This window comes from Amycolatopsis sp. NPDC041971 (assembly GCF_055588925.1).
On the sequence record NZ_JBVJCE010000008.1, the window covers coordinates 78,465 to 95,427 of the forward strand.

The 16,963-nt window shown below is 67.7% G+C and carries 18 protein-coding genes and 3 tRNA genes; 12 read left to right on the plus strand and 9 right to left on the minus strand.

Annotated elements, in window-relative coordinates; all coding sequences use genetic code 11:
* Window positions 1-95: 95 nt before the first annotated feature.
* The 5 genes from ACZ6DT_RS17940 (at window position 96) to ACZ6DT_RS17960 (ending at window position 2,509) form a co-directional block, all read left to right on the plus strand.
* Window positions 96-875, plus strand: coding sequence for an SCO6745 family protein (locus tag ACZ6DT_RS17940; protein WP_465595903.1), 780 nt, complete (start codon window positions 96-98; stop codon window positions 873-875).
* Between the two features lie 145 nt (window positions 876-1,020).
* Window positions 1,021-1,093: transfer RNA gene (locus ACZ6DT_RS17945), tRNA-Glu, on the plus strand.
* Window positions 1,094-1,121: 28 nt separating this feature from the next.
* Window positions 1,122-1,195: transfer RNA gene (locus ACZ6DT_RS17950), tRNA-Asp, on the plus strand.
* 31 nt (window positions 1,196-1,226) lie between these two features.
* Window positions 1,227-1,300: transfer RNA gene (locus ACZ6DT_RS17955), tRNA-Phe, on the plus strand.
* A gap of 387 nt (window positions 1,301-1,687) precedes the next feature.
* Window positions 1,688-2,509 carry an arylamine N-acetyltransferase family protein gene (locus ACZ6DT_RS17960; protein ID WP_465595906.1) on the plus strand — a complete coding sequence of 274 codons (822 nt, stop codon included), beginning with the start codon at window positions 1,688-1,690 and terminating at the stop codon, window positions 2,507-2,509.
* Window positions 2,510-2,512: 3 nt separating this feature from the next.
* Here the strand turns inward: ACZ6DT_RS17960 and ACZ6DT_RS17965 are convergent, their stop codons facing one another.
* Window positions 2,513-2,812 (minus strand): GNAT family N-acetyltransferase, encoded by a 300-nt coding sequence (locus ACZ6DT_RS17965; protein ID WP_465595909.1) that lies wholly within the window; start codon window positions 2,810-2,812, stop codon window positions 2,513-2,515.
* Complete coding sequence (locus tag ACZ6DT_RS17970) at window positions 2,809-5,586, minus strand: sensor domain-containing protein (RefSeq protein WP_465595912.1); 2,778 nt, start codon at window positions 5,584-5,586, stop codon at window positions 2,809-2,811. Before ACZ6DT_RS17970 ends, ACZ6DT_RS17965 begins: the two co-directional genes overlap by 4 nt.
* 245 nt (window positions 5,587-5,831) lie before the next feature.
* On the opposite strand from ACZ6DT_RS17970, the gene ACZ6DT_RS17975 reads away from it, so the two are divergent.
* On the plus strand, window positions 5,832-6,362 hold the full coding sequence (locus ACZ6DT_RS17975) for a serine/threonine protein kinase (RefSeq protein ID WP_465595915.1): 531 nt from the start codon (window positions 5,832-5,834) through the stop codon (window positions 6,360-6,362).
* Here ACZ6DT_RS17975 and ACZ6DT_RS17980 read toward each other — a convergent pair.
* On the minus strand, window positions 6,359-6,628 hold the full coding sequence (locus ACZ6DT_RS17980) for a solute carrier family 23 protein (RefSeq protein WP_465595918.1): 270 nt from the start codon (window positions 6,626-6,628) through the stop codon (window positions 6,359-6,361). The genes ACZ6DT_RS17975 and ACZ6DT_RS17980 overlap by 4 nt on opposite strands.
* 230 nt (window positions 6,629-6,858) lie before the next feature.
* On the opposite strand from ACZ6DT_RS17980, the gene ACZ6DT_RS17985 reads away from it, so the two are divergent.
* Both ACZ6DT_RS17985 and ACZ6DT_RS17990 read left to right on the plus strand, forming a co-directional pair.
* A complete protein-coding gene (locus ACZ6DT_RS17985; RefSeq protein WP_465595922.1) occupies window positions 6,859-8,073 on the plus strand; it encodes an NAD(P)/FAD-dependent oxidoreductase in 1,215 nt (404 codons plus the stop codon).
* 33 nt (window positions 8,074-8,106) lie between these two features.
* Window positions 8,107-8,826, plus strand: a complete 720-nt coding sequence (locus ACZ6DT_RS17990; protein WP_465595925.1) for a Clp protease N-terminal domain-containing protein — start codon at window positions 8,107-8,109, stop codon at window positions 8,824-8,826.
* Between the two features lie 96 nt (window positions 8,827-8,922).
* Here ACZ6DT_RS17990 and gndA read toward each other — a convergent pair whose 3' ends face one another.
* Both gndA and ACZ6DT_RS18000 read right to left on the minus strand, forming a co-directional pair.
* Window positions 8,923-10,362, minus strand: coding sequence for an NADP-dependent phosphogluconate dehydrogenase (gndA, locus tag ACZ6DT_RS17995; protein ID WP_465595928.1), 1,440 nt, complete (start codon window positions 10,360-10,362; stop codon window positions 8,923-8,925).
* Window positions 10,363-10,554: 192 nt separating this feature from the next.
* A complete protein-coding gene (locus ACZ6DT_RS18000; RefSeq protein WP_465595931.1) occupies window positions 10,555-10,935 on the minus strand; it encodes a hypothetical protein in 381 nt (126 codons plus the stop codon).
* Between the two features lie 521 nt (window positions 10,936-11,456).
* Between ACZ6DT_RS18000 and ACZ6DT_RS18005 the strand changes: the two genes are divergently transcribed.
* Genes ACZ6DT_RS18005 through ACZ6DT_RS18015 form a run of 3 tightly spaced genes read left to right on the plus strand, consistent with a single transcriptional unit; the run spans window position 11,457 to window position 13,994 of the window.
* Window positions 11,457-12,314, plus strand: coding sequence for a helix-turn-helix domain-containing protein (locus ACZ6DT_RS18005; RefSeq protein WP_007030807.1), 858 nt, complete (start codon window positions 11,457-11,459; stop codon window positions 12,312-12,314).
* Window position 12,315: 1 nt separating this feature from the next.
* Entirely contained in the window at window positions 12,316-13,131 is an 816-nt protein-coding gene (locus tag ACZ6DT_RS18010; RefSeq protein ID WP_465595934.1) for an SAM-dependent methyltransferase, read from the plus strand.
* A 14-nt stretch (window positions 13,132-13,145) separates the two neighbouring features.
* Window positions 13,146-13,994, plus strand: coding sequence for an SAM-dependent methyltransferase (locus ACZ6DT_RS18015; RefSeq protein ID WP_465595937.1), 849 nt, complete (start codon window positions 13,146-13,148; stop codon window positions 13,992-13,994).
* A gap of 6 nt (window positions 13,995-14,000) precedes the next feature.
* On the opposite strand, the gene ACZ6DT_RS18020 is transcribed toward ACZ6DT_RS18015, so the two are convergent.
* Window positions 14,001-14,261 carry a hypothetical protein gene (locus tag ACZ6DT_RS18020; RefSeq protein WP_125779696.1) on the minus strand — a complete coding sequence of 87 codons (261 nt, stop codon included), beginning with the start codon at window positions 14,259-14,261 and terminating at the stop codon, window positions 14,001-14,003.
* 4 nt (window positions 14,262-14,265) lie between these two features.
* Window positions 14,266-14,538: a hypothetical protein gene (locus tag ACZ6DT_RS18025; RefSeq protein ID WP_465595941.1), complete on the minus strand. Its 273-nt coding sequence runs from the start codon at window positions 14,536-14,538 to the stop codon at window positions 14,266-14,268.
* A gap of 349 nt (window positions 14,539-14,887) precedes the next feature.
* Here ACZ6DT_RS18025 and ACZ6DT_RS18030 point away from each other — a divergent pair, with 349 nt between their 5' ends.
* Window positions 14,888-15,142, plus strand: coding sequence for a DUF397 domain-containing protein (locus ACZ6DT_RS18030; RefSeq protein WP_465595944.1), 255 nt, complete (start codon window positions 14,888-14,890; stop codon window positions 15,140-15,142).
* A 155-nt stretch (window positions 15,143-15,297) separates the two neighbouring features.
* On the opposite strand, the gene ACZ6DT_RS18035 is transcribed toward ACZ6DT_RS18030, so the two are convergent.
* The gene (locus ACZ6DT_RS18035) at window positions 15,298-15,837 is read right to left on the minus strand and encodes a hypothetical protein (protein WP_465595946.1); all 540 of its coding nucleotides are present in this window, start codon (window positions 15,835-15,837) and stop codon (window positions 15,298-15,300) included.
* Complete coding sequence (locus ACZ6DT_RS18040; RefSeq protein WP_465595949.1) at window positions 15,830-16,963, minus strand: hypothetical protein; 1,134 nt, start codon at window positions 16,961-16,963, stop codon at window positions 15,830-15,832. Before ACZ6DT_RS18040 ends, ACZ6DT_RS18035 begins: the two co-directional genes overlap by 8 nt.

Sequence of the window (16,963 nt, forward strand, 5' to 3'; positions counted from 1 at the left end):
GTGCACCACGCGGCCGGGCTCTCGTTCGTCTTGGCGAGCCGCACGCCAGTTGTGTAACACTGTTACCAATCAACTGGCGGGAAGGTGTGGCGACTATGGCCGACGAAGCGGCGATCGCGGTGGCCCGGGAGATCCGGGGCGCGGTGCAGGTGCTGGGCGGAAAATTCATGACCTCTCCGGAGCTCGCCGAAGTCGAAGCCGAAGTGGGACTGTCGCCGCGCATGTTGTACTTGCGAGGGCGTTCGGCGGTGCTGGGTGACCCACCGCCGAAGGTGGTCGCGGAGCTGTTCGGCATCTTCCCGTCTTGGCTCTTCGAGTTCGCCCTGCCGCCCGCGATGGCGGCCCTCGACGCGGCCTCCGCGGTCCGCGCCTACTCGCGGTCATCGATGGCCTGGGCGCGCGTCAATCTTTCGGGTGCCGACAACCCCGGCCGCCCGGCCGATCTGCTGTTCCGTCTCGTGGACGCCGCGGACGCGAGCGGTCTCGCGCTGTTCGCCGGATGGCAACTCGCCGAACGCCCGGAAGACGAAGTCGAGCGGCTGGCGTTCGCGCTCATGGTGTTCCGCGAGTTCCGCGGCGGTGTCCACTTCGCGGCCCTTCGCGCCGTAGGCCTGACGGTGCCCGAGGCCGTCGTCGCGGATCCGGAAGGCGGACGCGGCCGCCTCCTGCGCACCGCGTGGTCCGAGGAGGCCGCGGACGCGCTGATCGCCGCTGCGGAGGCCAAGACCGATCTGCGGCAGCGGTGGCGGCACGCCGAGCAGCTGACCGACCAGCGCGTGGCCGAACTCCTCGCCGGCACTCTCACCGACGATGAGCGAGACGAGCTTCGGCGGCGTCTCGGCGCCCTGCGGGACGCCTCGGCCCTGATATCCTGAACTCACCGCGTTCTCGCAGGTCCCAGCCCTGTGAACAACTAGGGGACCCCCTGTGCGGAAGCGGAAACGGGGGTGTCCTATAGTTATGTTCGCTCCCGGGGACACCGGAGAGCGCGGGTCGGTCGGTTCGCCGAAACCGAACCGGGCTCCCATCGTCCAGCGGCCTAGGACTCCGCCCTTTCAAGGCGGCAACGCGGGTTCGAATCCCGTTGGGAGTACGCAGTACAGTTATAAAGCAGTATGCAAGGCCCTGTGGCGCAGTTGGTTAGCGCGTCGCCCTGTCACGGCGAAGGTCGCGGGTTCGAGTCCCGTCAGGGTCGCAAGATCGTTCGGCTCCTTGCCGGCGTTCCCGGCCAGGTAGCTCAGTTGGTACGAGCGTCCGCCTGAAAAGCGGAAGGTCGCCGGTTCGACCCCGGCCCTGGCCACCGCTCGCGAACCGCCTTGACTCAGGTCAAGGCGGTTTTTCCATGTCCGGGGCCGAAATCGATTCCGTCACCGCGCGGTGCGGAAAATCGGCGTTCTACTTGCCGGTCTGTCGCGTGATCCAGTCGGAGAACGCGGTCACGTCGGTGTAGCTGCCCGGCATCTCCGGCAGGCGGTCTGACCGCGGCTGGTGGCGCCGACCAGTGTCCACTTGTCGCCCGCCTTCACCACGGCGTGCCGCCCGAGTCGCCGTGCGCCACGGCGTTGTCGAACTGACGGAAGTCGGTGGCTGTTGCCGGTTACCAGTCGGCTCAACGGGTTCCCGGCGTCCGTGACCGGTCACTGCGCGACCTTGACCTCCAGCAAGGTCGAGGTGTCAGGATCGAGACATGACACTCGCACCTGAACAAATCGACGAATGGACTGTCGACACCCTCGACCTCGACGCGTACCTGGGACGGATCGGCCAGTACCGCGCGAGACCTTCCGCCGCCGCCTTGCGTGAGCTGGCGAAGGCGCACATCCTGGCTGTCCCGTTCGAGAACGTCGACGTCGTTTTGGGGCAGCACAAGGGAATCGCGCTCGAAGACGTGATCGGCAAGCTCGTCCGCCGTCATCGCGGCGGCTATTGCTACGAGCACGGCAGCCTGTTCGCCGCGGCAGCCGAGCAGCTCGGCTACCCCGTGCGCCGCCTGGTCGCGCGGGTGCAACCGCAGAAGAACGGGCCGTACACGCATATGACGCTCGTGGTCGAGGCGGACGGCGTCCCGCATCTGGTCGACATCGGTTTCGGCGCCGGGATGCTGGTGCCGATGCCGCTGGTCGACGGCGCCGTGGTGGATCAGGCAGGTTGGCCGCATCGGCTCGTCGCCGACGGGAGCTGGTGGCGCCTGCAGAAACTGGAGGACGGCGACTGGACCGACCTGCACACTTTCACGCTCACGCCGATGCACCGGATCGACTACGACGTCTACCACCACTACACGTCGACGCATCCGCGATCGCCGTTCACCGGGCAGCTGGTGGTCATGCGCCTGGAGGAAGGGCTCAGCCGCAAACTGGTCGGCGACGAGTTCATCGTCGAACGCCCGGACGGGACCAAGGAGACCACCAAGATCCCGTCCGAGCGGCTCGACGCGACACTGCGCGAGCTGGACGTCGTCCTCACCGAGGAAGAACTCGCGAAACTGCTGACGATCTACCCGGGTTGAGGCTCAGAGTTCGAATTCCGCGCGCTTGTCCTCGGGGACGAGATCCTCGTACTCGCGGTGCTTCGCGATGAACGAGCGCACGTACGGGCAGTAGGGCAGGACGGGCCTGCCCTGCGACCGGACGTCGTCGAGCGCCGCGGTCACGAGCTTGCCCGCCAGTCCCTGGCCCGCGAAATCGTCCGAGATCTCGGTGTGCAGGAACAGGATCGCGTCCGGGCGGGTGCGGGTTTCCAGGAACCCGGCGGGTTTCCCGTCCACGACGATGTCGTAGCGGTTTTCTCCGGCTTTGATCTCGACACTCATTCGACGGCTCCGAAAAGTTCGTCCGGCGGCGCGGGGCGACCCAAATGGAAGCCTTGCGCCTGGTCACAGCGCAACTCACGGAGGACCGCGAGCTGTTCTTCGTCTTCGACACCTTCGGCGACGACGATCAGGTCGACGGCGTGCGCCATCGCGACGATGCTCTTGACGATCGCGGCCGCGTCGCGCGATTCCGCGATGCCGGTGACGAAGGTGCGGTCGATCTTGAGCGTGTCCAACGGGAGCCGTTGCAGCTGCGCGAGCGACGAATAGCCGGTACCGAAGTCGTCGATCGCCAGCGAGACACCGAGATCACGTAACGACGTCAGTACTTCGGCGGCCGCGGCCTGGTCACGCATCAGCGCGCTCTCGGTGACCTCCAAGGTCAGCGCGTGCGGCGGGAGCCCGGTGGTCTTCAGCGCGTCCTGCACGCCCGCCACCAGATGCGGGTCGTCCAGCTGCCGGGCCGACAGGTTGACCTTGAGGTTCAGGTCGATGCCGAGTTGTTCACGCCGCCGGGCGATCTCGCGGGTGGTCGTGCGCAGGACGTGTTTGCCGATCAGGTTGATGAGGTCGCTTTCCTCGGCCAGCGGGATGAACTCGGCAGGCGAGATCGTGCCGTGCGCCGGATGTTTCCAGCGCAGCAAGGCTTCCACGGCGACCATCTCACCGGATTCGATGTCCACGACCGGCTGGTACGCCGTCCAGAGTTCCTCGTTCTGCAGGGCGTCGCGCAGGTCCTGCTCCATGCGCAGTCGCCGCTGCATCCGCTCGCGCAGCTCGACGTCGAAGAACTCGTAGCGCGCCCGGCCGAGCGTTTTCGCCTGGTACATCGCGACATCCGCGTCCCGCAGCAGGTCTTCGGCGGTCCGGGTGTCGTCGTTGGCGGCGGTGACGATGCCGATGCTGGCGTCGATGTGCAGCTGCCTGCCGTTGACGGTGATCGGTTCGGTCAGCGCCTCGCGCAGATGTTCGGCCAGTGCCTTGATCTCGTGCGGTTCGGTGATCTCCGCGGTGACGACGACGAATTCGTCGCCACCGAGCCTGCCGACGAGATCGGTTTCGCCGATTCCCCGGCGCAGCCGTTCGCCCGCGATGCGGAGCACCTTGTCACCGACCGAATGGCCGAGGGAATCGTTGATCACCTTGAACTTGTCGAGATCGATGAACAGCACCGTGGTCAGCTCGGCGCGGCCCGCGCCGGAGAGCGCCTCGGCGAGACTGTCCAGCACCAGCGTCCGGTTCGCGAGTTCGGTGAGGGGATCGTGCGTCGCCTCGTGGGCGAGCCGCTTACCGATGGCGCGGCGTTCGGTGATGTCGGTGAACGAGGCGACCACCGCCAAGGCCGACGGATCCTCAGGGGTCAACAGCCGCGAGGTCAGCGAGATCCAGACGTCTTCGCCGTCGGGCCGCCGTAGCCGCAGCACGAGACCGGTCAGCGTGGCCCCGGTGCGCCGGGTCACCACCGGCGGCATCCGGGCCGGCGGGAGGCGCCCCTGCTCGTCGTACAGCTCCAGCGTCACGCACGGGATGCCGATGAGATCGTCGTGGTCGACGCCGATGATCCGGCACGCCGCGGGGTTGGCCGATTCGATGAGGCCGCCGGGACCGATCACGACCACGCCTTCGTCGAGTGACGCGACCACCGTGCTGTAGTGCTGCTCGGCGCGCCGCCGGGCCGTTTCGTCGGCACAGACCAGGACGAAGCCGTCGTTCATCTCCGCGGCCGAGATGCGAATGGCCAGTGTCGAGCCGTTGCGATGGCGGTGGGTCATCTGCATGACGCCGCCCCGGCGCAGCACCGTTTCCGGGTCGAGCGCGGCGCCGACGAGGTCGCTCACCGTGCCGCCGATCGCCTCGCCGGCCGTCCAGCCGTAGACGTTCTCCGCGGCCGGGTTCCAGCTGGTCACCACGCCGGTCCGGCTGGTCGCGATGATCGCGTCACTGACGTGGCTGATCAGCGCGGCCTGATAGCGAAGCGTCGCCTCGGCGGCCTTCTGCGCGCTGATGTCGCGCATGATGACCTGGAACGCGGGCCTTCCTTCCCAGGTCGTGCGTACCGAAATGCTCTGGACCAGGTATTTCGTGCCGTCGAGACGGAGCATGACGGTGTCGGTGGGAGCGGTCGACGCGCCCTGGCGGTGCAGCGACGCGATCCTGTCCAGCAGGGCGGGCAGTGACTCGTCGGCGACGAAATCCATGATCGGCCGCCCGATCAGCTCGGCGGTCGACGACGCTCCCAGCGCGGTGACGGCGGCCCGGTTGACGTAGATGACAACGCCGGCTTCGTGGACACAGACCGCGTCGGGACTGAGTTCCACCAGAAGCCGGTAACGGTCAGTGAGATCTTCGAGGGCCTGGCGGTTCTCGCGGACGTCGGTCACGTCGGTGGCGATGCCGAGCAGTCCCGTCGAGCCGATGTCGTCGCCGAGGGTGCGGGCGCGCAGGCGAACCCAGCGGACTTCGCCCGCCGGGTTCCGGAACGACTGCTCGAGTTCGAATTCGCGCCAAGCCGGGGAAGTGCGGGTGCCGGAGGTCAACGGGGCCACCAGATCGGCGAGCCTGGACTCGATCTCGGCCTCGGTGAGCGCGGCTCCACCCAGCACATTCTCCAGTCCTGGCAGCCAGGACAGCTTCTCGCCCCCGAAGTCGTACGACCAGATGGCGGCGTGGTCGCCCGCGAGGCCGAGGTCGCCGACCGGCTCGTTTTCGAGCGGGGCGCCCGCCGGACGACCGGAATTCCCGGCTCCGGGCACGGCGAGGGCATCAGCCTCCATGATCCGTCCGAACCCCCTCTTCCGGTGCTGGCACCGTCGATTACACCACCCGAGGAGGGCGCTGTATACGCGAGCCGAACGTCGGCCGACGCCGATATGCGCGAAAGCGTATGAATACACGCTCTGTGACTGGCATACGCTGGCTTGTGCCATGGGGTGAATAATTTTTGGTTAACTTCACCCATTCGGCGGTGAGTTGCGGTAAAACTACTCTTCGCTCGTTCCGGTGCGAAAGGTTTCAGCTGGTGAATGACGACGACGTTTCGGTCGCCGACCTGCTCATTCGCGAGGGCTGGGACGACCACGAGGAGTCACGGGCGAAGTCACGCTGGAGAGTTATCGCGGTGGTGATCGCCGTGGTCGTCGCCTGCGGCGCCGCCGCAGTTCTCGTCGGTTTCGATTCGGATCCCGAGCCGATCGCGCAGCCGAACCAGATCGGCGTGATCGAGATGCCGGCGCGGCCTTCGGAAAACCGGGGAGCCGGCGCGACGTCGGCGGTTCCGGGCACCGAGACGGTCGAAACCGGCGAGGGTGGGACTTCATCCCAGCCCGGCAGGACGACCTCCAGCCGTCGCGCGTCGAGTTCGGCCGTGTCGACGTCCGATTCCCCGGACCCCACCAGGCCGACGTCGCCAACGGCGCCGAACAAGCCCGCCGATCCGCCGCGTACGACCGGGTCCACGGTCGTTCCGCGGCCGTCCAACCCGACCCCGCCGCCGCCCTCCACCACACCCACCGAAGAGTGCAACCTGTGGCCGAAGTGGCTTTTCTGCTAGAGCGCTTGAAGTAGATCCGGCTCTCGGCGTTCGCCGAGGTGGCTGAACAGCAGGTTGAGGGTGAAGGCGACGATCGCGGACGTGACCACCGCGACCGCGCCGATCACCGGTTCCGGCACGGCCGCGACGATCGCGCCGACCCTCGGCATCAGTCCCATCAGCACGAGCAGGCCGCCCGCCATCGCGCCCACCCACCGGCCGCGCACCCCGGTCATCTGCAGGAGGCCGACGTTCTGCGCGTAAGCGGTGTCCGGGAACGAGTTCATCGCGCGCCGAGGATGGCCGAGAGGCCGTCGGTGGGGACACCGCGCGAGGTCGGAGTCCGGTCGGCGGCCGTCCGTTGATCTCACCGGCCGCGACCAGGTCCGCCGAGCAGACCAAAACGCCCGACGCGAGCATCGCGCCGTCGACGGCCGTGAGGATCACGTTGCGGAAGGGCGGTCGAAAGGGCCGGAGCTGTGTTGAATGGACACCGGGTACAACGGAAGGAGCGCCGATGCAGACCGTTCTCGTCGTAGGAGCCGGACAGAGTGGGTTCGGAGTGGCGACCTCGCTGCGGGACAAGGGGTTCGACGGGCGGGTCGTGCTGATCGGGGACGAACCCGGCCTGCCGTATCAACGGCCTCCGCTGTCGAAGGGCTATCTCGCCGGGACGGCGGGTGACGCCCAGTTGCGCTTGCGGCCCGAGGCCTTCTTCGCGGAGAAGGGTATCGAGCTGATTCCCGGCCGTGTCGCGTCGGTGGATCGCGACGGCACGAAGGTGGTGCTCGAGGACGGGAGCGCCCACGAGTACGACCATCTCGTCCTCGCGACGGGAGCGGACAACCGCGTTCTCCCGGTTCCCGGGTCCACTTTGGACGGTGTATTCACCTTGCGCACCAAGGACGACGCCGACGTTTTGCGTACCGCGCTGGAAAGCGCGGCGAACGTGGTCGTGGTCGGGGGCGGGTTCATCGGGCTCGAATTCGCCGCGCACGCCGGGCGGCCCGTGACGATCGTGGAGGCGCAGGGCAGGCTGATGGCTCGCGTCGCGACTCCAGAGGTCTCAGCGTATTTCGCCGCTTTGCATGAGGGAGCAGGGCATACGATCCTGCTCGGCACGGGTGTCGCCGCGCTGCACGGTGACGGCCGCGTGGCCGAGGTGGAGCTGAGCGACGGCAGTCGGCTGCTGGCTGACCTGGTGTTGGTCGGGGTCGGCGTGGAGCCGCGGACAAGGCTCGCCGAGGAGGCGGGGCTCGTCGTGGCGAACGGCGTCGTCGTGGACGAACACCTGCGCACGAGCGACCCGAAGATCTCGGCGGTGGGGGACTGCGCGAACTTCCCGAGTGTCCAGGCGGGCACGGCGACCCGGCTCGAGTCGGTGCAGAACGCCGTCGATCAGGCTCGGGCGGCGGCCTCCGACATCGCCGGCGAACCCGCGCCCTACGACAGCCTGCCGTGGTTCTGGACCGACCAGCTCGGTGCGAAACTGCAGATCGCCGGGCTCCTGACCGGAGCGGACAAGACCGTCGTGACCGGGGATCGGGAGGGCGGGAAGTTCTCGGTGCTGTCGTTCCGCGACGGCGTGCTCGCCGGGGTGGAGTCGGTGAACCGGCCGCCGGATCACATCGCCGCGCGCCGCCTGTTCGCCGCGGATCCGGAACCGCGCTTCGAAACGCTGGAGGCGCACGGCTTCGACCTCAAAGCGACCTTCGCGTCAACCCACGGTTGACGATCGAGCTATCGTCAACCTAAGGTTGACGATATGACGAACCCAGTCCGGCTCGACGACCTCATCTCCCGCATCAAGCAGCAGCATCCCGACGGCGACGTGCTCGGCCAGCTTTCCGACGCGGTCTTCCTCGGCGAGCACCTCGGCGAAGTGGCCGACCACCTGATCGGCCACTTCGTCGACCAGGCGCGGCGCTCCGGCGCGTCCTGGACCGAAATCGGCAAGAACATGGGGGTGTCCAAACAGGCCGCGCAGAAGCGCTTTGTCGACTCCAGCGGGTCTTCGCTCGAAGACCTGGTGAAGGTGTTCGGCCGCTACACCGATCGTGCACGACACGTCGTCGTCGCCTCGCGCGACGAGGCAGTCGCGGCGAAGAGCCCGCAGATCGAGCCCGTGCACCTCGTCCTCGGCCTGCTCGCTGAGCCGGCCGCGCTCGCCGCCGGGGCGATCGTGGCGCAGAAGGTGACGCTTGACGCGGTCCGCGAAGCGGCGGTGGCAAGGTTGCCGGAACCCGCCCCCGAACCGGCGGAGGCGGCGAAGATGGCGTTCGGCGCGCAGGCCAAGAAGGCGCTGGAACTGACCATGCGGGAGTCGCTGCGGCTCGGGCACAACTACATCGGCACCGAGCACATCCTGCTGGCCCTGTTCGAACTCGAGAGCGATTTGCTCGTTGGGCTTGGGCTTACGAAAGAAAAGACCGAGGCGCTGATCCTGCAGGCGCTGACGGAGATCGTCGCGGCGCGCGGGGTATGACACGGGTCGCGCTCACCGTCCTGGTGTTCGTCGCCCTTGTTCTGTTGGCCGCGTGACGGCCCCTTTCCTCACGGTCGGGGGCCGTCACGGAACCCGTCAGGCTGAGGACTCGGGACGGCCGTCGGCCGCCCACGCGGTGTGGAACGAACCCTCGCGGTCGACACGGCGGTACGTGTGGGCACCGAAGTAGTCTCGCTGCCCCTGCACCAGCGCGGCGGGGAGCCGCTCCGCGCGCAGACCGTCGTAGTAGGCCAGCGCGGTCGAGAATCCCGGCGTCGGGATGCCGAGCCGTACCGCCGTGGAGATCACCGAACGCCAGGAGTCCTGTGCGTCCTCGACGGCCTTGCGGAAGCCGCCGGAGGTCAGAAGCGTCGGCAGCGCGGGCTCATCGGCGTACGCGGCCGTGATGTCGTTCAGGAACTTCGCGCGGATGATGCAGCCCCCGCGCCAGATGGAAGCGACCTTGCCGAGGTCGATGTCCCAGCCGTACTCGGCGCCGCCGGCTTGGATCTGGTTGAAGCCCTGGGCGTACGCCACTACCTTCGACGCGTAAAGCGCCTGCTCGACGTCGTCCGCGAAGGTGTCCAAAGCAGACCCTGTCAGCGGAGCGCGCGAGGGACCGCCGAGACCGCGTGAGGCCTCACGCAGGTTCGACGAGCCGGACAGGGAACGCGCGAAAACGGCTTCGGCGATACCGCTGATCGGCACGCCCAGGTCCAGTCCGATTTGGACGGTCCAGCGGCCGGTGCCCTTCTGCTCGGCCTGATCCGCCACGATGTCGACGAACGGCTTGCCGGAAGCGGCGTCGGTATGGGCCAGCACCTGCGAGGTGATCTCGATCAGGTACGAGTCCAGCCGTCCCGAGTTCCAGGTCTGGAAGACCTCGGCGATCTCGGCGGGGGAGTAACCACCCGCGCCGCGCAGCAGATCGAACGATTCGGCGATCAACTGCATGTCGGCGTACTCGATGCCGTTGTGCACCATCTTCACGAAATGCCCGGCGCCGTCCGCGCCCACGTGCGTGCAGCACGGTTCGCCGTCGACCTTCGCCGAGATGTCCTCGAACAGCGGTCCGAGCGACTGGTACGACTCCTTGGATCCGCCCGGCATGATGCTCGGCCCGTGCAGCGCGCCCTCCTCGCCGCCGGACACCCCGGTGCCGACGAAGTGGATGCCCTTCTCGCGCAGCGCTGCCTCGCGGCGCCGGGTGTCCGCGAAGTGCGCGTTGCCCGCGTCGACGATCACGTCGCCCTTCTCGAGAAGCGGGACGAACTCGTCGATCACGGCGTCCGTCGGCGCACCGGCCTTGACCATGATCACGACCTGGCGCGGCCGCTCCAGCGCGTCGACGAACTCCTGCGCCGAGTACGCCGGGATGAAGTCGCCTTCGTCGCCGAACTGTTCGACCAGTTCCTTCGTCCGCTGCTCGGAGCGGTTGTGCAGGGCCACCGTGTGCCCATGCCTCGCCAGGTTCCTGGCCAGGTTGCGGCCCATGACCGCCAGACCGGTGACCCCGATGCTCGCCTTCTTGCTCATCCGCACCCTTCCGCTTCGATTCCCCTGCCGAGCCTATCCCCGTTGAGGGATACGGCGCCGGGGCGAGAGGGGAGCAACGGCGAGTTGTCCACAACTTGGCCTTCCTGTGGACAACTCGGCGCAAGAGCTGGGTCGTGCGTGGTACGGGCAGGGCAAGCGGCCTGGTGGCGGACACCTCAAGAGACCCAGCCCTCAAGAGACCCAGCCCTCAGGAGGAGCACCGGATCGGGGAGCCGTTGAAGGTGACCATGTCCGCCAGCGCGGCCCGAGGTCGATCGGCCCGCCCCACTCGAGACCGTCCAGTTCGGCGTAGGCCCGGTGCAGGTTCGCCGGCAGCCGCTCCTGTTCGGACAGTTCCGCGTAGGGCCCGAGATCCGCTTCGCGGGCGGCTTGCAGGAGCGTCAGTCCGGCGGCCTTCCCGTACGACGCGAGTTTCTGCAGGAAACCCAGGTACCCGTCGACGACGTCGATCGCCTCCGGCCCGCATACCGGGCCGTGGCCCGGCACGATCGTCTCCGGTTCCAGTTCCCGGACCAGGTCCAGTGCCTTGCGCCAGCCGGCGGGAGAACCCATCAGCGCGAAGGGGCTGCCGCCGTGGTGATCCCGGTCGCGACCATCACTTCGCGTGTCTTCCGGCGCCCGACGATCGTCGCGCCGGTCGCCAGGTGGTCACCGGCACCCCGCCCGTCGACTCCGCCGTCGCCAGCAGCGCCCTAATGCGCCCTAATGCGCCGTTCGGTCGAACAAGTGTCGATCACCACGGTGTGATCGCCCGCGGCGACGAAGCCGCAGTTGTTATCCACTACGACCCGTCGGGTGGGACGTACCCGAAGACACCAACGGTGACCTGCCTGGCGAAGGGGGATTGGTCCACCCGGTCACCATGGCCGAGGAAGGTGGCCGAAATGTGACGCGATCGTTCCGCCACCAGGGTGACACAGCAGGTGACTGGTGTTTTCGGCCGTTTCCTGGAACGCTGCGCAATGTCATCATCGAACCCCGCAAGGTGAAGTACCCTGGGTGGGTTCGAACATTCGCGCGCAGGACGGCGGGCAGCCGCGGTCCTGGCTATGTGGTCCGGGAGAGCAAGGCTGATGGCCAGCACCGTCACCTCGCGCCGGAAGCAGCTCGGGAACGAGCTCCGGCATGCCCGCAACGCCGCGCGGATGACACAGCAGCAGGTCGCCGAGGTTCTCGGCTGCACCCAGGGCAAGGTCAACAAGATCGAGTCCGGTGCCGTCGGGGTCAAGCTCGGGGATGTGCGATCGATGCTGAACGCGTTCGGGATCAACGGCGACGAGGCCGACACGCTGATGAACCTGGCCCGCGCCGCGGCCGGGCAGCGCGGCCACTGGTCCGGTTACCGATCCGTGGTGCCGCACTGGTTCCGCACGTTCACCGATCTCGAACCCGCGGCCGCGGAGATCCTCACCTGGCACGGCGAGCGCATTCCCGGCCCGTTGCAGTCCGAGCACTACATGCTCAAGCAGTTCACCGAAGCGGGCGCCACCGACGTCACTTCGCTGGTCCGCAACCGGCTGGACCGCAAGGCCGTCTTCGAACAACAGCAGCCGCCGTACTACCGGTTCATCATCAGCGAAGGCGCCCTGCGCCGCGCTCCCGGCGGCTCCGCCCCGGCGGTGATGCTGGACCAGGTCGAGCATCTGTTGGCGCTGGAGAAGCATCCGCGCGTGTATGTGCACGTGTTGCCGTTCGGCGCGCGGCTCGCCGCCGTGCCCAACGACTTCACCATCATGCGTTTCCCCGATCGCACCAGGGATTTCGTCTACATCGAGCATTCGGCGGGCGGGCTGTACCTCGACGACGTCAAGGACTTCAACATCTTCGTCGATTCCTGGGACCGGTTGCGCGGCGCCGCGCTGGAACGCCAGGAGACCCGGCAGTTCCTCAAGGAGCTCGCCGAGTTGTACCGGACGCAGATGCAAGCCTGAGATGGACCCGAAGTACCTCCCCGAGGGTGTGGATCTCGAGCGGCCCAACGCCGCCCGGATCTACGACTGGGCGCTCGGCGGCACCGCGAATTGGGCGGTGGACAGGGAATTCGGCGAACAGCTGGTCAAGGCCTTCCCGCTCATCCGCACCCTCGCCAGGGCCAACCGGGCCTTCCTCGGCCGCGCGGTGCGGCACTGCGTCGAGAACGGCGTGCACCAGTTCCTGGACCTCGGTTCCGGCGTGCCGACGGTCGGCAACGTCCACGAGATCGCCGGTGAGGTCGACGGTGACAGCCGGTGCGTGTACGTCGACAACGAACCGGTCGCCGTCGCGCACGCCAGGATCCTGCTGGAGAAAAGCGGCGATCCCGCCAGGCACGCGGTGCTGGGCGGCGACCTGCGGGACGCGGACGACATCTGGGAACGCGCCTTCGACACCGGCGTGTTCGATCCGGCGAAACCGGTGGCTCTGCTCACCGTAGCGGTGCTGCATTTCGTGCCGGAGCCCGAACTCGCCGCCGTCATCGCGCGGTACCGCAGACTGCTGCCCGCCGGTTCCTTCTACGTTCTTTCCCATGTCACGATGTCCGGCGTGGCGGGAGCCGAGCTGGAACAGATCCAGCGCGTCGTGAAGCAGTACGAACGGTCGAGCACGCCCGCGTCCTTCCGCGACAAGAAAGAGATCCTCGGTTTCTTCGGGGATTTCGAACTCGTCGCGCCGGGTCTGGTCCCGGTCGGCGCATGGCGGCTGGACGACCCCCGCTCGCCCGCGCTTGACTCCGCCCTCGGCGGGGTCGCCCGCAAACCCGGTTTCTGACGAGGTGTGACGGTATGACGACGCAGCACGACCCCGAAGCTCCCGAAGGTGTCGATCTCGAACGACCCAATGTGGCCAGGGTGTACGACTGGTTCCTCGGCGGTTCGGCCAACTGGGCCGTCGACCGCGAGTTCGGCACGCAGGTCCTCAACCAGTTCCCGGAGGTCAAGACCTTCGCCAGGGTCGGCCGCGACTTCCTCGGCCGCGGCGTGGGATACCTGGCGCGCCAGGGGATCACGCAGTTCCTCGACATCGGCTCCGGGGTGCCCACCGTCGGTAACGTCCACCAGATCGCGAGCGCGATCAACCCCGACTCGCGGGTCGTGTACGTCGACATCGAGCCGGTCGCCGTCGCGCATTCCCAGTTGCTGCTGGAACGCGAAGGGCTGCTCGGGCGGCACGCGGTCCTGCAGGGCGACGTGCGGGATCCCGCCGACATCTGGAAGCGCGCCCTCGAAACCGGCGTGCTCGACCCGCGTCAGCCGATCGGGCTGGTCATGGTCGGCCTGCTGTACTTCCTCGGCCCGGACGAACCCGTCCACGAGATGGTCAAGCGCTACCTCGCCCTGCTGCCGTCGGGTTCGTACTTCCTGTCCTCGCATCTGACCGAAGACGGCGTCACGCGCAAGGAAGGCGACAACCGGGAGAACGTCCAGGAGCTGTACAAGAAGACGAGCGCGCCGTTCCATCTGCGGTCCCGCGCGGAGTTCGCCGCCTTCTTCGACGGATTGGAAATGGTGGAGCCGGGCATCGACTGGATGGCCACCTGGCATCTCGACGAAGCGGCTTCCCTGGCGAGCGACCGGTTCGCGGACGACCCGACCTTCACCGGCGGGCTCGGCGGACTGGGCCGCAAGCCCTGAGGCGGGTCAGGCCCGGCCGGTCAGATGCCCGATCAGGGGCGTCAGCTCGAAATGGCTTTCGAGCGGCCGGCCGGTCCTGATCAAATCCCGGTGCGCGCCGGGCGAATCGATTTCGGAGTTCCACGGTGGCTGCTTGCGCAACGGGGCCTGGATGAGGCTGAACCCGAAACGCTGACGCAGTTCGAGCCCGATGGTGCGGTGGTGCTTCGCCGAAGCCATGCGTTCGTCCTCACGGCGGAACAACAGCGTGGTGAGGCGGACGGCCATGGCGTCACACCCCCCGGCTCGGCCGCGGCAACCGCGTCTGGTCGGCCGAGCCGGCCAGGCCGAGACAACGCTCACAGGGCATCCCCGAACCGACGGGGATCCATTCCAGATGGTCGTAGGGCATCGCCGCGCCACATCGGGAGTGCAGGAATTCGGGGTACGAACCCCTGGAGTGCAAGTCGAAAAGATGCGCGGAGCGGCGGCTTTCGCCCGCTGTTCCGGCCATGAGCCTGCCGACGGCGAGTACCGTCGCCGGCATGGTGTCCTGAATGATCACGCTGATCCTCCCCCACGAGGTCGGCGGTGGGTGTCATGCGCCGCGGGGTGGTGCCCCTGCCGGTCACCTGCCGTCGGTGGCCTGCCGGAACGGTGGAATTCCCGTCGAACGCCGCCCGGTGGCCTCTGCCGCCGAGATCCGCGCGTGCTGCGAGCGATTCACCAACAACCGAGCCCCGGCCGCTGCGATTAATCCTACTCCTGGAATAATCTTCATGTCGAGGGTGGGCGGAGTTGATCACCCACTTGGCCGTGCGGGATAGTCCTGTTGAGGCAGGGAGAAGCTGGGGACGTGACGGTTCGCGCAGGTCGCGTCCCGCACCCCCGACCGACGTTCGGAGGTACGACCAATGGCCGATTATCCATCGGCGGCGGATTACGATCCGACCACGGCCGTGTCGCTGTTCGACGACGCCGCGTGGGAGAAGTCCTTCGCGAGCGAGCCCAACGGAGGGAACTGCGTCGAGGTCAACCTCGGCAGGGAAGGCCTGGTCGGGGTCCGTGACACCAAACTGGACCGGAGTCCCGTCTTCGTCTTCGATTCCGGTGAGTGGAACGCCTTCCTCAAGGCGGTCAAAGCCGGACAGTTCGATCTCAGCCCCTGACTTGACCACAAGGTCTCCCAAGGGCGCTCTGCGCCCGACGGAGACTTCACGTCGCGCGCCTCTTTGAGCCGAAGGCCGACGGAAAACACGATGAAGGGGCGCCTATCTGGTCAACTGGGCGTTGACACAAACGGCGCCCCTCCGGCGGGTTTTCGTCAGTGCGCGACAGAGAGGCGCAGCCTGGATTTGGTGCGCCGCCAGGCGATGGTGATCAGGACGGCGAGCACGATCAGCGGGATCAGGCTGATCGACCAGCTCACCGCCATCGGCGGCCCCGGCTGTTCGAGCACCGCCAGATCACGGAGTTCCCCCGCGCCCTTGCCCGCGGGGCCGTCGATCTCGAACCGGAACGTCCACGAGCCCTCCGTCTGCAGGGCCCGGATGTCCAGTCCCCACACCTCCAGTTTCCGCGGATGCTTCGCCAGCGGCTGACCACGGCCCAGCCGCCCGGTCTCCGGATTGACGAACGCGAGCGTCCCCGACTTCCCGGCGATCCCGTCGTCGGGGATGAACGTGAAGTCCAGCGATTGCATGGCTCGCAACGGCCACGTGCTGAAGCCGACCGTCATCCCGTACGGACCGACCTGTACCCGTTCGGTGTGGACGATGTTCACCGGTTCGTAGGCGTTCGCCGTGGGTGTGGTCGCGAACAGCAATCCGATCGCCGCCGCCAAGGCCAGCAGTGTCTTACGCATGCGCGTTGTCCCCCTTCGCCGGGGCCAGCAGCCTCAGCATCCCGCCGAACCGCCACCCGGCGAACCCGCCGAGCAGCCCGAACACCGTGCCGACGGCGGCCGTCGCGAATACGACCGGCCACCTGACCGAGTCCGCCCCGTAGACGATCGCGTTCTGGATCGGCATGCTCGCGCCGACCAGGAATCCGCCGATTCCGCCCGCCAGCACCGAAACGCGGCCGGCGGACCAGCCACGCCGCGAAAGCAGATACACCGCTTCGAGTACGGCCGCGATCGGCAACAACGCCATCGGCATCATCGAAGGCATCGCGGGCACGCCGTCGATGTAGTCCCGCATCGGCAGGCCGACCGCACTCGCGTACGCCTCGGCGGCCCACGGTGAGAACCACCAGGTGATCGCCTGGATGACCGCCAGCGCGGCGGCGACCCGGATCGCGCCGCCGGGCCGCCCCCAGAATCCGGCGCCCGCCGAGACCAGCAGCACCGAAAGCAGCGCGATGCCGACGGAAACGACGTCGATACCGTCGACGTCGATCTGCTCCAGCCCCAGCACGGTCACCGTGCTGAACGCGATCAGCACGCCGAGGCTGCCGACCACGCCGACGGTGCCCCAGCGGTGCTCCCGCGCGGCCGCGAACACCATGACCGTGCCGATGATGCTCAGCGTGATCGACAGCAGCAGCCCGATGTGCGGCGGCGAGTCGATCACCGCGTCGAAGCCGTACAGGCCGTGCCACCACTGGTCCCACAGGCCGTACAGCAGGAACATCGCCGCGCCGGCCCCGGTCACCAGGTAGCCGGCCGGTGCGGCGAAGACCTTGCCGAAGACGTTGATCGCCCGGCCGCCGACCCGGGCGTCGATCGGACGGCCCGCCCGGCGCGCGACCGTGGTCATCAGCACGACCACGAGGCTCGCGAGCCCGGAGATCGCGCTGCCCGAATACAGGAACAGATGCGGCATCGTGAAGAACGTGTCCGGGCCGACGTCGCCGTGCCACTGGATGTCCCAGGTCAGCCCGACCAGCGAGATCACCGATCCGGCCAGCACCGTGCCCGCCGGTACGAGACCGGTGCGTTCACTTCGTGCCACCGAGGCGACCCTCGCTCCTCCCGCGGTGAGATCCAT

Coding starts and splice junctions, on each gene's coding strand:
- ACZ6DT_RS17940 (WP_465595903.1), top strand. CDS start 96: ATGGCCGACGAAGCGGCGATCGCGGTGGCCCGGGAGATCCGGGGCGCG.
- ACZ6DT_RS17960 (WP_465595906.1), top strand. CDS start 1,688: ATGACACTCGCACCTGAACAAATCGACGAATGGACTGTCGACACCCTC.
- ACZ6DT_RS17965 (WP_465595909.1), bottom strand. CDS start 2,812: ATGAGTGTCGAGATCAAAGCCGGAGAAAACCGCTACGACATCGTCGTG.
- ACZ6DT_RS17970 (WP_465595912.1), bottom strand. CDS start 5,586: ATGGAGGCTGATGCCCTCGCCGTGCCCGGAGCCGGGAATTCCGGTCGT.
- ACZ6DT_RS17980 (WP_465595918.1), bottom strand. CDS start 6,628: ATGAACTCGTTCCCGGACACCGCTTACGCGCAGAACGTCGGCCTCCTG.
- ACZ6DT_RS17985 (WP_465595922.1), top strand. CDS start 6,859: ATGCAGACCGTTCTCGTCGTAGGAGCCGGACAGAGTGGGTTCGGAGTG.
- ACZ6DT_RS17990 (WP_465595925.1), top strand. CDS start 8,107: ATGACGAACCCAGTCCGGCTCGACGACCTCATCTCCCGCATCAAGCAG.
- gndA (WP_465595928.1), bottom strand. CDS start 10,362: ATGAGCAAGAAGGCGAGCATCGGGGTCACCGGTCTGGCGGTCATGGGC.
- ACZ6DT_RS18000 (WP_465595931.1), bottom strand. CDS start 10,935: ATGGGTTCTCCCGCCGGCTGGCGCAAGGCACTGGACCTGGTCCGGGAA.
- ACZ6DT_RS18005 (WP_007030807.1), top strand. CDS start 11,457: ATGGCCAGCACCGTCACCTCGCGCCGGAAGCAGCTCGGGAACGAGCTC.
- ACZ6DT_RS18010 (WP_465595934.1), top strand. CDS start 12,316: ATGGACCCGAAGTACCTCCCCGAGGGTGTGGATCTCGAGCGGCCCAAC.
- ACZ6DT_RS18015 (WP_465595937.1), top strand. CDS start 13,146: ATGACGACGCAGCACGACCCCGAAGCTCCCGAAGGTGTCGATCTCGAA.
- ACZ6DT_RS18020 (WP_125779696.1), bottom strand. CDS start 14,261: ATGGCCGTCCGCCTCACCACGCTGTTGTTCCGCCGTGAGGACGAACGC.
- ACZ6DT_RS18030 (WP_465595944.1), top strand. CDS start 14,888: ATGGCCGATTATCCATCGGCGGCGGATTACGATCCGACCACGGCCGTG.
- ACZ6DT_RS18035 (WP_465595946.1), bottom strand. CDS start 15,837: ATGCGTAAGACACTGCTGGCCTTGGCGGCGGCGATCGGATTGCTGTTC.
- ACZ6DT_RS18040 (WP_465595949.1), bottom strand. CDS start 16,963: ATGGATCTCACCGCGGGAGGAGCGAGGGTCGCCTCGGTGGCACGAAGT.